Genomic DNA, 14,265 nt, shown 5'->3' with positions numbered 1-14,265 from the left:
CGGCGGACGCAGATAAGCTGCAACTTAGAATTTAATATAAAAAGGGAGTCGTTTAACATGGATACAAAACAAACAATTATTGCAATTTTACAAGATATTACCGGTGCTGACGTCAGTGATGATTTGGACCAAAATATCTTTGACTCGGGCTTAGTCGACTCAATGGCGACCGTCGAAATGTTACTAGAACTGCAGGACCAATGCGGCATCGATGTGCCGATCTCCGAATTCGATCGTAATCAATGGAATACGCCCAACAAAATTATTGAGAAGGTGGCTTCAATGCAATGAACGCGCATAAAACCATTTGGCAGATTATTGGACCGGTCATCGTGGCCGTCGCCCTTGTGGCAGTGGTGTTTATCGTGCCGCAGGGGTTCGGGAACGTCAGTAAGCAGACCGAACAAAAGGCGGCCGTTTCCCTATCGACCAACGTGTTTAAGGGTAACAAAATTAAATCTCAGGCCATTGATGACGGCTACGTTCCGTTTATTGGCTCATCTGAGCTCTCCCGGATGGATCCGCTGCATCCGAGCGTTCTCGCGACGAAGTACCACCGGTCTTACCAGCCTTTTTTGCTGGGAAAGCCGGGGACCCAGTCGCTGGTGCACTATTTCGCGCTGAGTGGTGTGATGCGCCATCTCAAGAATCGCAAGGTGGTGTTCATTGTTTCACCGCAGTGGTTTACCAAACAGGGGCAGATGCCGACCGCCTTTGACTATTACTATTCTCCGCTGGAAACAATTCATTGGTTGACGCACGCTCATGACAGCGTGGCTACCCGTTACGCGGCCCAGCGGTTACTGACAATGCCATCGGCCAGCAGTGATCGAATCATGAAGGCTGCCATTACCAACGTGGCGGCGGGGAAAGCCATTACTTCAGGGCAACGGACGTACTTGACGACCAAGGAAAAATTGCTGGTGAACGCCGATGATTTATATTCCCGGTTAGTTTCCGGTCGCCGGCTCCGGCATATTCAGCAGGCGGAACGGCAATTACCCGCCCATGATTCGACGGCCCAGTTAACGAAGGTTGCCAACCGGCTAGGGGCACAGGCTACTGGCAATAACCGGTTCGGCGTTAAAGATTCGTTTTATAATTTACGGTTGCGTGGGCACAATGTTCAGAACCTCCGACAGGCGGAACGGAACTTTAACTACACGCAATCGCCGGAGTATTCGGATATGGAACTATTACTCAGCCAGTTTGCTAAGTATCACGTGCAAGTCATGGTGGTGATTCCACCAGTGAATCATAAGTGGGCCAAGTATACCGGCTTATCTGACAAAATGTACGCGCAAACGGATCATAAAATTAAAACGCAGCTGCAATCGCAAGGCTTTACTCACATTGTCGATCTCACCCATGATGGTGGGCAGAAGTACTTCATGGAAGATACGATTCATCTCGGCTGGCGGGGCTGGCTAAAGATGGATCAGCAAGTGAAGCCCTTCCTATCACGCAAGCAACCAGCAGCACACTATCGGATACAAAACCGCTTTTTCAGTCGAACATGGCAGTTATCACAGAACAAGTAGGCGGAAAAGAAAATGAATAAACGATTATTAAAATGGACGTTGGTGCCGCTACTTATGTTAGTAGCGGCGCTTGCCGTGGGTGTTCGTCGTGCTGACCGTACCCGCACAAAGACGGTTCATCAGACGACAACGGTGACACCCCAGCTCGCGGCACCGCAGCAAAAGCAAGTCACGCGAGTCCTTTCTGAGACCCATTTTTCGGGAACGTGCAGTATTTTTCGGCACGGTCGTGAGGTGATGACGGTTGCACGGGGGATGGCCGATAATGGCGCCCAAGTGCCAAATCGGCGGCAGACGATGTATGAAATCGATTCGATTCAAAAGATGATCACGGCAGCGCTACTGATGCAGCAAGTGACCGCCGGGAAGGTGTCTCTAAACGACTGCCTCAGTCGGTTTTATCCCACGGCTCCCGGAGCGCGCCACATTACGATCCGCCAAATGTTGGATATGACGTCGGGACTATCAATGACGGGGGCGGTCGGACCGACGACGGTGATGAGTGATCGGCGAATTATCGCCAGTGATCTGCACCGGGTAAGGTTTAATCCCGCGATGCATGGCAAGTGGAACTATCAACCGGTGAATTTTAATTTACTGGCGGGGATTTTGGAACAAACGAGTGGCCAACGATATCAGACGTTGGTTCAGCAACGGGTGATCGCGCGCCTTCATTTGAAGCACACCGTTTTTGCCTATAATGTGGCGTCCCAGCAATTAGCCGCTATGGGGTATAACAGTACGGGGGTGCAGACGGCACTGAACACGTACGATCATCCTGCCGGTCGCCAACTGGCGTGGGAGCACGATGAACTCGGAACGGGGCAGTTATATATGAGTACCGGAGATCTATACCGGATGACCCGGGCGATTTTACGGGGCCAACTTATCTCCTTATCAGCTGTTCATCAGTTGTACCGATCAGGATCACCAAGCACGTACGGGGCCGGCTTCTATATTAATGACCGGTTACGATCCGTAAATGGAGCTGGTTATGGATTCGAAGGGACTTTACGCATCAGTGCTAATGGGCAAAATGCGGTCATTTTGCTCAGTAACTATCAAATTCCCGGAATGGGAATCAAGAAAATTGCTGACGCCTTTAACGCGTTGGCGTCAATAACTTAGAAACTAGGTGACCTTGTGCATTGGGTGATGACGGTGAATCGTTGGTGGCTGGCCCACCGAACGGTTCAACAACTATACGCGGCGTTACGCCAGCTGCAGACATTACTATACGGGGCCGCGGGACTGGCCACGGTGAACCTGACCATCTTTGCCAAACATGGTTTTTTGAACCAAATTTTCAGTCTTTCAACGACGATCCCGCTTCTTAAACTACTGGCACCGTTTATTGCGCAACTGAGCTTTTTGCTGAATTTAGCGGTACTGCTGGGATTTGCCGGGCTCTTTACTGCCCGCCTCGTCCGCCCGCAGTTTCGGGTGCCGGCCTGTAGTAGTGCAATTGTGGCGTTAGTGCTTCTCCGGTTTACCGAACCGGTCATGCTCGACGTCGATGTCTTGCAACTACCACGGTTTCTCAACTTGGAGGGGCAGGTACTGCCCAGTTTTGGGGGTGCCATTATTCTCGGATTGATCACCAGCTGGCTGTTTAACCGGTGGGGCCGTTACGCCACCGCATTACTGCTGGGAGAAGTGGGGCTGGTCTTTGGCGGCACAATTCTCTGGGTGTTGCTGGTGCCGGATTGGTCGCGGGGTGATTTGTACGGGGCCCTATGGCCAATTTTGGGTCGCCATGCGCCGCTTTGGATCGTGGTGTGCGTGATGGTAAATTGTTTCTTAAATCTAATCGGAATGACCGGCACAATCGGGGCCGGCAACTATAATGGGGGAAGCGTAGCGGTTCACCAGAATTTGAGCTACGCACTAACAACGCATCACTTAACTCGGGTTCCGTGGCCGATTAATCTCCATGCGATTGCGACGACGTATGCGAACACGGGCGGACCTGGCATGCTCTTAGCGGCCGTTTTAGCCGTGTGGCTACTTACGCGGCATCAGGCACAATCACCAGCACGGGCGTCGAAGTGGCCGGCACTATTTAACGTCGGTGCCCCGCTCACCCTCACGTTGCCCATCATGTTGAATCCAATTATGGTCGTTCCGTTTGTGACTAGTAGTGTGGTCGCCTGCTTAATACCGATCGGCTTGACGACGGTGCGGTGGTTGCCACCGAGCGTTTATCCGGTTCCCGCCACGACACCGGGCTTTTTGCGGGGGTTTCTCGCAACCAACGGCAACTTGGTGGCCCTCTTTGTCGGGTGTCTAACCGTGGTGGTCGCGGTGGCGATTTACTGGCCGTTTGTAAAATTGGCCGTGCAACAATTGGAGGATAAAAATGAGCATGATGAAACGATGGGCTAAATGGACCGGATCGGTGGCGGTCGTCATTTGTTTGGCAACGTTTGGTGCTGTGTGGCAAAAACGGCAGGTTAAAACGTTGCGTCATGAGGTGCCGTCGACCATTGCTCCAGTATTTTTGGTGCCGGGAAGTTCGGCGAGCCAAAATCGGTTTGACCCCCTCATTCGCCGGTTAAACCGGGGGCGGCAACCCCATAGTGTCCTGAAGGTTAAGGTCGGTAAAGATGACCATCTCACCTACACGGGCCGAATTCGTAAGGGGGATCGTCACCCGTTTATCGTCGTGGCGTTTAGTAATAATCGGGACGGGTATGCCAATATCAAGCAGCAGGCACGCTGGTTCAGTATTGCGTTTCGGGCATTGATGAAGCTGTACCACTTCAACCACTTTAGCGCGGTGGGCCATTCGAACGGGGGCATCGTGTTGACGCTGTTTCTGGAGCGTTATTTACCCGCGCATGTGACGGCTGAACGGCTGTTAACGATTGCGTCGCCCTACAATTTGGAACGACGGACCGCGAAGAAAACACAAATGCTCAAGGATTTGATCCGCGAGCGCAAGCAGCTGCCAACCACGCTAAAGGTGTATTCAATTGCGGGGACGCAAAATTATAGTGGCGATGGTACCGTACCGTTTATGAGCGTCGATAGCGGGAAGTACGTCTTCCAAAATCAGGTGGCGAGTTACACGGAAATTGTGGTGACGGGGGTGGCGACGAACCATCATCAACTCCCACAGAACCGGCAGATCATCAACCTGATTAATCAGTATGTCTTGCACGAAAATATTTCGGACACGGTTAAACGACAAAATAAATTGTTGCCGAGAATTAAGTGACGACTTCGAGGAAATGGTCAAAATGAATACGCAAAAATCACGATCACTATACGTGATGATATCGGGGATGATGTTTATCGTCCTCGGCAATTTAATTTCGACGCATGCCCAATTGGCACAGCGCTTTAATGAAACCGTAACACGGCTCACAGATCACTATTTTACCCATCGGAGTGCGTTTGGCCGCTTAATTTTAATGCTTAGTCGCTGGCCGGTGGTGGAACTCGGATTTCTCCTGCTAGTGGGCGTGCTGATGATCCACCACGAGCGTGGACTGGCACTGTGGCTAGTCCTGACGGCCGGTATCGGGCAGATGATGTGTTGGCTGATTCAGCTTGGCGTTGACGGCACGGGCATTATGAGTACGCAAACGGTGCCACAGACCATTAGTTTTCCGGCGCCCCATCTGTTTACGGTGAGCCTGTTTGTATACTTGGTTTACCTAGTAGAGCGGGTCACGCAGCACCGCGGTGGGCGGTTGATGAACGCTTGCTTACTGCTCCTCGTGTTGGTGACGGGGCTGGTGGAACTTTCACAGACGCAAAGTTCGCTGATCGGCGAGCTTGGTGGCGTAGTGTTTTGTTACTTTTGGATTCAAGCCAGTGAGTGGGGCTACGTTTGGATCGTCAAGCAGCGGCGCACCGTATAATGAAGGACAGAAAAAAGCCCAGCAAATTTTTGCTGGGCTTTTATGCTGGGGATGGGTAAACTAGAAACAAAAGCTAACATGATTGTGTTAGCTGACACGATACGATTGCTGGAGGGCACTCACATGATTGTAACGACAAATGCGGCAATTGCCGGTAAACAAATTACGGCCTATCACGGTATTGCTAGCGGGAATATTACCTATTCGCGGAGCTTTGATAAGGGCATTAAGGCCGAGATCAAACAATCACTAAAATCGTTGATGGGTGGTGAACTGGTGCTGTATTCTGACATGAAGAAGCATTATTTCGACATGGCGATGACACGGCTGATGGCGGACGCCAAAGAAAAAGGCGCCAACGCCATTGTCGGCGTGAGCGTCTCTGAAACAGCTTCACAAGTGGGCGACACGGTACTGGTGATTGGGACCGCCGTGACGATTAGCGATTAGTCGCATTATTGCCAGTAGTGCTCATCGCCGTAGTACAGGTGGGTGGAGTCATCGGCCCAGGTATCAAATTCGATGGCTTCCTGTTCGAGTTCTTCGTGAGCTCGGTTATATGCGTTGGTGCCCGCCAGAAAGTGCAGTGGTGGTTTAGTGCTATTGCTGATCTTGATGATCGCTTGGGCGACAAGGGCGGGCGAGCCGTCTTGAGTCCCCGAGAAGCCTTCGACGTTCTTGGTGGTTTTGTGGGCGGTAGCCTCATAGTCGGCAATGTTCATCGGTGCCGAGCGGTGGGAACGACCCGCCCAATCCGTCCGAAATGGGCCGGGTTCCACGTTGGTGACGTGAATTCCTAGTGGGGTGACTTCTTGGTAGAGCGCCTTGGTGAGACCTTCTACCGCATGTTTAGTGGCGTTGTAGTAGCCAAGACCGGCCCCGCTAACTAAGCCAGCAATGGAGGACAAGTTAAAGATTTGCCCGGATTTTTGTGCCCGCATGGTTGGAAGTACGGCTCGGGTCATATTAGCTAGACCCCAGAAATTAGTTTCCATTAGTTGGCGGGCCACGTCAATTTCGCCTTCTTCGACGGAGCCAAAGTAGCCCCAGCCGGCGTTGTTGACGAGGACGTCGATGCGGCCAAATTCCGCTTTGGTGGCTTGAATGGCGGCATCAATTTGTGTCTGATTGGTGACATCTAATTGGAGGGTGAGCATGTTTTTCTCACCGGTCCAGTCGGCGATTTTCTCAATATTTCGAGCAGTGGCAACGATTTTAGCATCGGTTGCACGGAGAGCTTCAACGAGTTGACGACCGAAGCCGGTCGAGGTTCCTGTAATAAGCCATACTTTAGGTTGGGGCAAGCGGATCACGTCCTTTTTGATAGATGAAGATAGTGTAACACTTTCTCCGAAAACAGCAAAAAACGAACGACAATTCGAATTTTTTTAAAATGTTTGGATAATCGCTGTAAGGACTGGTAGTAGTGACATTAGACCGGTTTCAAAGTGATGGATAACTTTGAGTTACGGCTAGGTGTCGTATTGACATTTATGTGAGGATTTGTATAATAGCATTAATCTCGAGAGACGGAAGACAGAGATGCTGGCGAGGCTGAGAGCTAGCAACCGGGAAAATGGCAGTAAGATGGGTGGTCCCAATATCGACCACAAGAGGCAGTTCGCGAAGCGGGCTGTAAAGCTTGGGTGGAACCGCGTTAAAAAGAAATTAGCGTCCCTGGTACGACATGTGTGCGTACTGGGGACTTTTTTATTTGGTTAGAGTGCGAAGCAACACGGGTAGACGCCGTCATATAAAGCCTAATCACCATTATGGTTGTGGGTTTCAAGCATGGTGGTGATTAGGCTTTATATGCTAGGCGTCTGTGTTGCTGAGCACGTTTCAGCCAAACCAGCAACCGCCAACTCTCAGTTAACGCCCCAAGCAAAATCAAAACAGTAATCGCAATTATATTTCAAGTATCAGTCATTGGCAGAACGATAGTAGGAGGAAAAACAGTGGACGAAAATCGAAAGTTATCACGATCATTGCAGAGTCGGCATATCCAAATGATTGCCATCGGTGGTGCCATCGGCACGGGTCTGTTTTTAGGATCAGGGAGTGCGATTCGTAAAGCCGGTCCGTCGATCATTTTATCGTACCTCATTGTCGGTATCTTTTGTTTCTTTATGATGCGTGCCGTCGGTGAATTGCTGCTGTCTGACATTAGCAAACACTCATTCTTAGATTTCGTTAAGCAGTATCTGGGGGATCGCATGGAATTTGTGGCCGGTTGGACGTACTGGTCTTGCTGGCTCAGTCTGGCAATGGCGGATTTGACGGCCACTGGGATCTACCTGAAGTACTGGTTCCCACATTTGCCACAGTGGGTTGGCCCGCTAGTAATCATTATTTTACTATTGATGGTGAACCTGATTAACGTCGGAATGTTCGGGGAATTCGAATCTTGGTTTTCAATGATCAAGGTGGCTGCGATCATCGCGTTGATCGTCGTGGGGCTGGGGATGACCATTTTTCATTATCATTCAGGGAATACCACGGCTTCGTTTAGCAACTTAGTTTCTCATGGGGGCATTTTCCCAACGGGGCCGATTGGCTTCTTGATGTCGTTCCAAATGGTAGTTTTTGCCTTCGTCGGAATTGAAATGGTCGGATTGACGGCCGGTGAAACGAAGGACCCCGAACGAGATTTACCGCGCGCAATCAACAGTTTGCCCATCCGGATTGGGTTGTTCTATATTGGGTCAATGATTGCCATCATGTGTGTGGCACCGTGGAACCGCATTACAACGACGTCCAGTCCGTTTGTGCAGGTCTTTTCCGGAATTGGGATTACCAGTGCCGCGGCCATTTTAAACTTTGTCGTGTTAACGGCGGCGATGTCGGCCACCAATAGTGCGATCTTTAGTACGAGCCGGACGCTGCACGCGCTGGCAAGTGGTGGGAACGCCATGCAAAGCTTTACCAAGCTTAGCCGCCATATGGTTCCTAATACGGCCTTACATTTCTCATCTGCCATTTTGTTTGTCGTTGTTATTTTGAATTACCTCATGCCTTCCGGCATCTTCAATATGATTTCAGGGGTGTCAACGATTAACTTTGTGTTCGTGTGGTTGATCATGATCTGGTGTCACATCAAGTTTCGACAGGCCCATCCCCAAGGGATTAAGGCGTTTTCAATGCCCGGATATCCGGTGACCGATTATCTAAGCTTGATTTTCTTCGGTGCCGTGTTAATCTTTCTATTATTAGATCCTGAACAACGCATTCCGCTCGCACTTTCAGTAATCTGGTTTGTGGCGTTATTCGTGGCCTATTCGGTGATTCACCGAAACCGCGCTGAATAGCGAAAGAAAACGGTTTACATGAATTTTTGTGAAAATTATTAAGATTTTTTAATTGATTTTTCATCAAAATTTACTATACTAAAGCGGATGTAACGACTAAAAGTGAGGTTAGAGATATGGGTGAAAAGTTAAGAGTTGGTGTGATTGGTGCTACGGGAATGGTTGGCCAGCGTTACGTGACGTTGTTAGCAAACCATCCGTGGTTTGAAGTGAAGGTTGTTGCTGCCAGTGCGCATAGTGCCGGCCAGACCTATGAAGAATCCATTGCGGGACGTTGGAAGATGCAAGATCCAATTCCGGCCGGTGTCAAAGATTTAACGGTTTTAGATGTTAAAGACATCGAAGCTGTGACGTCACAGGTGGACTTCGTCTTTTCCGCTGTCAGCATGTCGAAAGACGAAATTCGGGTGATTGAAGAAGAATATGCAAAAACTGAGACACCCGTGGTTTCAAATAACAGCGCGCACCGTTGGACACCAGATGTGCCAATGATCGTGCCAGAAATCAACCCAGATCATTCAGATGTGATCAAATATCAACGGGAACGGTTGGGCACTAAGCGCGGGTTTATCGCGGTAAAGCCGAACTGTTCGATCCAAAGCTACACCCCTGCACTATCTGCTTGGAAGAAGTTCGAACCAACCCAAGTGATTGCGACGACTTACCAAGCAATTTCTGGTGCCGGCAAGACGTTAGAGGATGCGCCTGAAATTATTGGCAACGTCATTCCCTATATCGCTGGTGAAGAAGCGAAGTCAGAAGACGAACCCCTTAAGATTTGGGGTCATGTCGACGATGAAAAGAAGCAAATTGTGTCGGCTGAAACGCCCGCCATTACGAGCCAATGCTTGCGGGTTCCTGTGCTGTACGGTCACACGGCAGCCGCCTTCGTGAACTTCAAGCAAAACCCAACCAAGGAAGACCTGATTGAGGCTTTGGAAAGCTATCGTGGTGTGCCACAAGAGCTTGAATTGCCAAGTGCACCTAAGCAATTCATCCAATACATGACGGAAGACGACCGGCCACAAGTGCGCTATGATGTGAACTATGAAAACGGCATGGGCATTTCGATTGGTCGCTTGCGTCCAGATAAAATTTTCGACTGGAAGTTTGTCGGTTTGTCACACAACACTTCACGTGGGGCCGCTGGTGGCGCAATCTTGTGTGCCGAACTATTGAAGGCCCAAGGATATATTGCAGCCAAATAGGGTGTGGCGTGAGACGGTTAGAAGTTGAGCATTAACGTGATAATTGTGATGATCCCGGGTTTGGGGATGGTTACAATTATTGGGTTAAGCGCAGGCTTCTGTCTCACAGAACCCAACTTAATCAAATAATTTGTAAGTAGTGAGTCAAGCACAAATATGACTTGCTACTTTTTTGAATACAGATAAAAAATAAGCGTATAAAACCACAAAAACCGGTAAGAAACCTGCCTTATCCCCGACTGCGATCTTCGCTATAATAGTGTCAAACCACAGAGGGGGAGTTAAACGATGACGAACCAAACCGATGAACAAAAAATGCTGGCCGGAGAAATGTATAATTCCATGGCCGATGAGCTGGTAATCCGCCGGGGCGTGGCGCACCAGCTATGCGCGCAATATAACCAGTTGCTAGAAACCGATGAGGCGGCGCGGCAGACCATTGTGGATCAGTTGATGCCCCATCACGGTAGTGGCACGTACCTGCAAGGACCGATCCAGTTTGATTACGGTCAGTACACAACGGTCGGTGATAATTTCTACGCGAACTTTAACTTCACGGTGTTGGATGAAGCCCCCATTACGATTGGCGATAACGTGATGTGCGGGCCAAACGTATCGTTGTTCACGGCTTTGCATCCCCTGCGGTATCAGCAGCGCAACATGAAGACTAAGGATCGTGACGGCGTGGATTATAGCTATGAGCACGCGACGCCGATCACAATTGGCAATAACTGTTGGATTGCGGGCAACGTCACGATTATTGGTGGTGTGACGATTGGGGCCGGCTGTGTCATCGGTGCGGGGAGTGTGGTGACCCGCGATATACCTGCCAATTCACTGGCTGTCGGTAACCCGTGCCGGGTAGTACGGGAAATTACGGCTGACGATACGCTATAACGCTGCGGCGTTGTGAGTGAAACAACTCGCGAAGCTAGTGCATTTACTGATCGCATTTCGTATACTAGAGGTATACCTGTGGGAAGCCGGCACTATACGGTTGCCACTGCGAAAGGAGATCGAGCGCATGAACAATCAATTGGTAGCTTGGCTGACAGCACTATCAGCAATGGACAAGGGCGTGATTGCCGTTTGGGGCCTGATGTTGTTGGCGTACGGGATTAATCGGCAACATCCGAAATGGTTTCGCGGCTCTGGATTGTTGCTCGTAATCGTGACGATCTTAAGCCTGATATACTTTTGGAAAACCTACTTTGTGTAGGCTGTTGGGGCTTGGATTTCGGGTATCGTGTGTGGAAATGTGAGGCTCATGATTCGATAAAGCTCTTGCGTTTTTACAGCGCCGTGCTATAATTCATTTTGGATTGAAGGACGAGTCGACTAGCAAACCCGTCAGAGAAACTAAGACATAGGCTGAGATCTTAGTTATGAGGCAACCTAGTCGGTACTACCTTCGATGATCCACTTCCGAAATAAGGAAGTTCGGGCGGTTCCCGTTACCAGACCATTAGAGGCGAAACTTTCTGCGACTAATCGCACCCGTTTCGCGAAGATGGGTGGAACCACGTTAAACTGTTAATGACGTCCCTAGTATCAATCATGATACTAGGGACTTTTTTATTTTATGTGCAAGTTATTCCGGTTGAAGGAAAGACGAACACAACATCGAAAAGGAGAGAGACATATGGCACAAGTTCTAGTTTTATCACCAGACGGTTCAGCTAACAAAGTTGATCGTGACTCACAAGAAGCATTACAGGCACTGCGTCAAACCACAGCCCTATTACTCAAGGCTGCTTTGAAGCAGGAATTCCCCGGCATCCGTTTAGGTGACGGCGCCGCCACTGATGACGGCTTTTACGTTGATTCTGACAAGGATGATGCCCAAGTTTCAGCCGACCAATTGGAAGGCTTAGCTGCTGCAATCAAGAAGTTTGCCAAAGACGATGCTAAGATTGAATTAGCCACGGTGCCCTTGGACGATGCCTTGGCCCAGGCGAGCGACGATCAATTCTCAAATGCATTGATCAAGGCGGCTGCCCAGGACGGCCAAGTGGCCGTTTACAAGGTGGGCGACGTGATTGCCGTTGCCAATAACGCGATCTTGCCATATGCCAATGTTTTGAAGAACTATGAACTCTTGTCAGTAGCCGGTGCATATTGGGAAGGCAAGTCATCAAACCCAATGTTGCAACGGATTTACGGGACGGTCTTCTTCAAGAAAGACGAACTCGAAGCTGACTTACAACGTCGGCAAGAAGCTAAGGAACGGGATCACCGTGTGATCGGAAACGACCTAGACTTGTTCTTCGTGGATCCTAAAGTTGGCGCCGGCCTTCCTTACTGGATGCCAAAAGGGGCGACCATTCGTCGGACAATCGAACGTTATATTATCGACAAGGAAGTTGCCAACGGCTACAACCACGTTTACACCCCAGTTTTGATGAACCTAGACGTCTACAAGACTTCAGGTCACTGGCAACACTACCGTGAAGACATGTTCCCACCAATGGACATGGGGGACGGTGAACAACTTGAATTACGGCCAATGAACTGCCCAAGTCACATCCAAGTTTACAAGCACCACATTCGGTCATACCGTGAATTGCCATTGCGGATTGCTGAATTAGGGATGATGCACCGTTACGAAAAATCTGGCGCCCTGTCAGGGTTACAACGGGTTCGTGAAATGACCTTGAACGATGGTCACACGTTCGTTGCACCAAACCAAATTTTGGATGAATTCAAGAGTATCTTGAAGTTAATGATCGAAGTTTATCATGACTTTGACATTAACGATTACACGTTCCGTTTGAGCTACCGTGATCCAAAGAACACGGAAAAGTACTTCGACGATGACGAAATGTGGAACAACGCCCAGAGCATGTTGAAGCAAGCCATGGACGACATGGGACTGGAATACTACGAAGCAGAAGGCGAAGCTGCCTTCTACGGTCCTAAGTTGGATGTGCAAACGAAGACGGCTTTGGGTAACGACGAAACGTTGTCAACGATCCAATTGGACTTCATGTTGCCTAAGCAATTTGACCTCCACTACGTCGGTGAAGATGGCCAAGACCATCGTCCAATCATGATTCACCGGGGTCTTGTGTCAACGATGGAACGTTTCACGGCTTACCTGACAGAAATGTACAAGGGCGCCTTCCCAACATGGTTGTCACCAGAACAAGTGAAGATCATTCCCGTTAAGGATGACGTTCATGGCGATTACGCTGACAAGCTACGTAACGAATTGGCTGCAGCCGGCATCCGTGCTTCGGTAGACCACCGGAACGAAAAGATGGGCTACAAGATTCGTGAAGCCCAAACGAAGAAGGTGCCGTACACATTGGTAGTTGGTGACAACGAAGTCGCTGACAACAAGGTAACAGTTCGTCTGTACGGTGAAACGGATCAAAATACCAAGACCAAGGCTGAATTCTTGGATCAAATCTTGGCAGACTTAGCAACGTACTCACGCGAAGGCTAGGCACCTGCTAAGACCAGCTTGACGAAATAAAAATAACCTCAACAAAATAATTCAACATGGTACCACGCAAAGAGACACTGATCTGCACCCGCACATGGGTCAAATCGGTGTCTCTTTGCGGTTGTAAGAGAACTACTTAAAATAATAAAGTCAGTTATTGAATTTGCATACGAAAATTAATCACTAAATCGAAGTGCTTTCATTGATCTAGGGTCGGGATCATGGTAATATACAATTACAGGAAAGGTAAGTTTTACGTGTAGCTGCTTCAAAACCTTCTCACACAGAAACTCCTTGTATTACGTAACAAATTACCACAAGTTTTAAGTTTTAGAGCACCACGAGATTTAAAGTTTGTTTGTAAGATTTTCACCGTACTCATAGAACCAAAGATTGATGTTACCCATTTAGTTAAGCAGGTAGTGACTAGCCTACTAGGTGGAACAAAGATCACCAAGAAGAGTACCACAGTTAGTAAACAGAACCATGTAAGTGAACCAAGAACCGCAACACCAAGTACCACGTATAAGAATTAAGAACCACAGAATTGAGTACCAAGGTACCAAGTATCCAACGATAAAGCTGAGACCTACCGCCATATTTAGAACACTAGATCGGGTAGGTTGCTCAAAAGATCCCATATAAAACCATCGTTAGGCGCCGGGATCCACCGATTTCAGGCGATGGATAGAACCATTGAGGCGAGACCAATAGATTTAAATGTAAGTAAACAATTAGGCAGTTGCACGTCACCTTCCTGTTGTTAATCAAAGAAGATCGAGGTTAGAGAAGGCCCTCGATCTTTTTTTTGTGTTCTTTTTGGTAAGCACGTAATGTAAGCACCCAATAACAGACCGGCAAAATTAATTGAGCCATCACCTCGAATTTTGA

General features: G+C 49.1%; 13 protein-coding genes. 12 read left to right on the top strand and 1 reads right to left on the bottom strand.

Features of this window, described 5'->3' with window-relative positions:
• Positions 1 to 57 precede the first annotated feature (57 nt).
• From dltC to FC26_RS04485, 7 genes are all read left to right on the top strand, one after another.
• On the top strand, positions 58 to 291 hold the full coding sequence (gene dltC, locus FC26_RS04515) for a D-alanine--poly(phosphoribitol) ligase subunit DltC (RefSeq protein ID WP_057778191.1): 234 nt from the start codon (positions 58 to 60) through the stop codon (positions 289 to 291).
• A complete protein-coding gene (dltD, locus tag FC26_RS04510; protein WP_057778189.1) occupies positions 288 to 1,541 on the top strand; it encodes a D-alanyl-lipoteichoic acid biosynthesis protein DltD in 1,254 nt (417 codons plus the stop codon). Before dltC ends, dltD begins: the two co-directional genes overlap by 4 nt.
• 12 nt (positions 1,542 to 1,553) lie before the next feature.
• Positions 1,554 to 2,669: a serine hydrolase domain-containing protein gene (locus FC26_RS04505; protein ID WP_057778187.1), complete on the top strand. Its 1,116-nt coding sequence runs from the start codon at positions 1,554 to 1,556 to the stop codon at positions 2,667 to 2,669.
• 33 nt (positions 2,670 to 2,702) lie between these two features.
• Positions 2,703 to 3,926 (top strand): hypothetical protein, encoded by a 1,224-nt coding sequence (locus tag FC26_RS04500; protein ID WP_157061045.1) that lies wholly within the window; start codon positions 2,703 to 2,705, stop codon positions 3,924 to 3,926.
• Complete coding sequence (locus FC26_RS04495; protein ID WP_057778269.1) at positions 3,907 to 4,761, top strand: alpha/beta hydrolase; 855 nt, start codon at positions 3,907 to 3,909, stop codon at positions 4,759 to 4,761. The genes FC26_RS04500 and FC26_RS04495 overlap by 20 nt, the downstream gene beginning before the upstream one ends.
• Positions 4,762 to 4,783: 22 nt before the next feature.
• Positions 4,784 to 5,410, top strand: a complete 627-nt coding sequence (locus FC26_RS04490) for a hypothetical protein (RefSeq protein WP_057778183.1) — start codon at positions 4,784 to 4,786, stop codon at positions 5,408 to 5,410.
• Positions 5,411 to 5,533: 123 nt separating this feature from the next.
• Positions 5,534 to 5,860 (top strand): heavy metal-binding domain-containing protein, encoded by a 327-nt coding sequence (locus FC26_RS04485; protein WP_057778181.1) that lies wholly within the window; start codon positions 5,534 to 5,536, stop codon positions 5,858 to 5,860.
• 5 nt (positions 5,861 to 5,865) lie between these two features.
• Here the strand turns inward: FC26_RS04485 and FC26_RS04480 are convergent, their stop codons facing one another.
• Positions 5,866 to 6,714, bottom strand: coding sequence for an oxidoreductase (locus FC26_RS04480; protein ID WP_057778178.1), 849 nt, complete (start codon positions 6,712 to 6,714; stop codon positions 5,866 to 5,868).
• A gap of 705 nt (positions 6,715 to 7,419) precedes the next feature.
• On the opposite strand from FC26_RS04480, the gene FC26_RS04470 reads away from it, so the two are divergent.
• From FC26_RS04470 to thrS, 5 genes are all read left to right on the top strand, one after another.
• Positions 7,420 to 8,718: an amino acid permease gene (locus FC26_RS04470; RefSeq protein ID WP_420835219.1), complete on the top strand. Its 1,299-nt coding sequence runs from the start codon at positions 7,420 to 7,422 to the stop codon at positions 8,716 to 8,718.
• Between the two features lie 116 nt (positions 8,719 to 8,834).
• A complete protein-coding gene (gene asd / locus FC26_RS04465; protein ID WP_057778173.1) occupies positions 8,835 to 9,926 on the top strand; it encodes an aspartate-semialdehyde dehydrogenase in 1,092 nt (363 codons plus the stop codon).
• 288 nt (positions 9,927 to 10,214) lie between these two features.
• The gene (locus tag FC26_RS04460) at positions 10,215 to 10,823 is read left to right on the top strand and encodes a sugar O-acetyltransferase (RefSeq protein ID WP_057778171.1); all 609 of its coding nucleotides are present in this window, start codon (positions 10,215 to 10,217) and stop codon (positions 10,821 to 10,823) included.
• A gap of 127 nt (positions 10,824 to 10,950) precedes the next feature.
• Complete coding sequence (locus FC26_RS04455; RefSeq protein WP_057778169.1) at positions 10,951 to 11,145, top strand: hypothetical protein; 195 nt, start codon at positions 10,951 to 10,953, stop codon at positions 11,143 to 11,145.
• Between the two features lie 423 nt (positions 11,146 to 11,568).
• Complete coding sequence (thrS, locus tag FC26_RS04450) at positions 11,569 to 13,374, top strand: threonine--tRNA ligase (protein ID WP_057778167.1); 1,806 nt, start codon at positions 11,569 to 11,571, stop codon at positions 13,372 to 13,374.
• The last annotated feature ends 891 nt before the right edge of the window (positions 13,375 to 14,265 follow it).

The sequence above is a fragment of the Paucilactobacillus vaccinostercus DSM 20634 genome (assembly GCF_001436295.1).
Classification (GTDB): domain Bacteria; phylum Bacillota; class Bacilli; order Lactobacillales; family Lactobacillaceae; genus Paucilactobacillus; species Paucilactobacillus vaccinostercus.
The sequence above is the reverse complement of the archived record's forward strand: the minus strand, read 5'-3'. Positions and strand labels throughout refer to the sequence as shown.

What these genes read in the sequence shown, in the direction of transcription:
- FC26_RS04460 (WP_057778171.1), top strand. Translation starts at nt 10,215, where the DNA reads ATGACGAACCAAACCGATGAACAAAAAATGCTGGCCGGAGAAATGTAT.
- thrS (WP_057778167.1), top strand. Translation starts at nt 11,569, where the DNA reads ATGGCACAAGTTCTAGTTTTATCACCAGACGGTTCAGCTAACAAAGTT.
- FC26_RS04485 (WP_057778181.1), top strand. Translation starts at nt 5,534, where the DNA reads ATGATTGTAACGACAAATGCGGCAATTGCCGGTAAACAAATTACGGCC.
- FC26_RS04455 (WP_057778169.1), top strand. Translation starts at nt 10,951, where the DNA reads ATGAACAATCAATTGGTAGCTTGGCTGACAGCACTATCAGCAATGGAC.
- FC26_RS04470 (WP_420835219.1), top strand. Translation starts at nt 7,420, where the DNA reads ATGATTGCCATCGGTGGTGCCATCGGCACGGGTCTGTTTTTAGGATCA.
- FC26_RS04505 (WP_057778187.1), top strand. Translation starts at nt 1,554, where the DNA reads ATGAATAAACGATTATTAAAATGGACGTTGGTGCCGCTACTTATGTTA.
- dltC (WP_057778191.1), top strand. Translation starts at nt 58, where the DNA reads ATGGATACAAAACAAACAATTATTGCAATTTTACAAGATATTACCGGT.
- FC26_RS04495 (WP_057778269.1), top strand. Translation starts at nt 3,907, where the DNA reads ATGATGAAACGATGGGCTAAATGGACCGGATCGGTGGCGGTCGTCATT.
- FC26_RS04490 (WP_057778183.1), top strand. Translation starts at nt 4,784, where the DNA reads ATGAATACGCAAAAATCACGATCACTATACGTGATGATATCGGGGATG.
- dltD (WP_057778189.1), top strand. Translation starts at nt 288, where the DNA reads ATGAACGCGCATAAAACCATTTGGCAGATTATTGGACCGGTCATCGTG.
- asd (WP_057778173.1), top strand. Translation starts at nt 8,835, where the DNA reads ATGGGTGAAAAGTTAAGAGTTGGTGTGATTGGTGCTACGGGAATGGTT.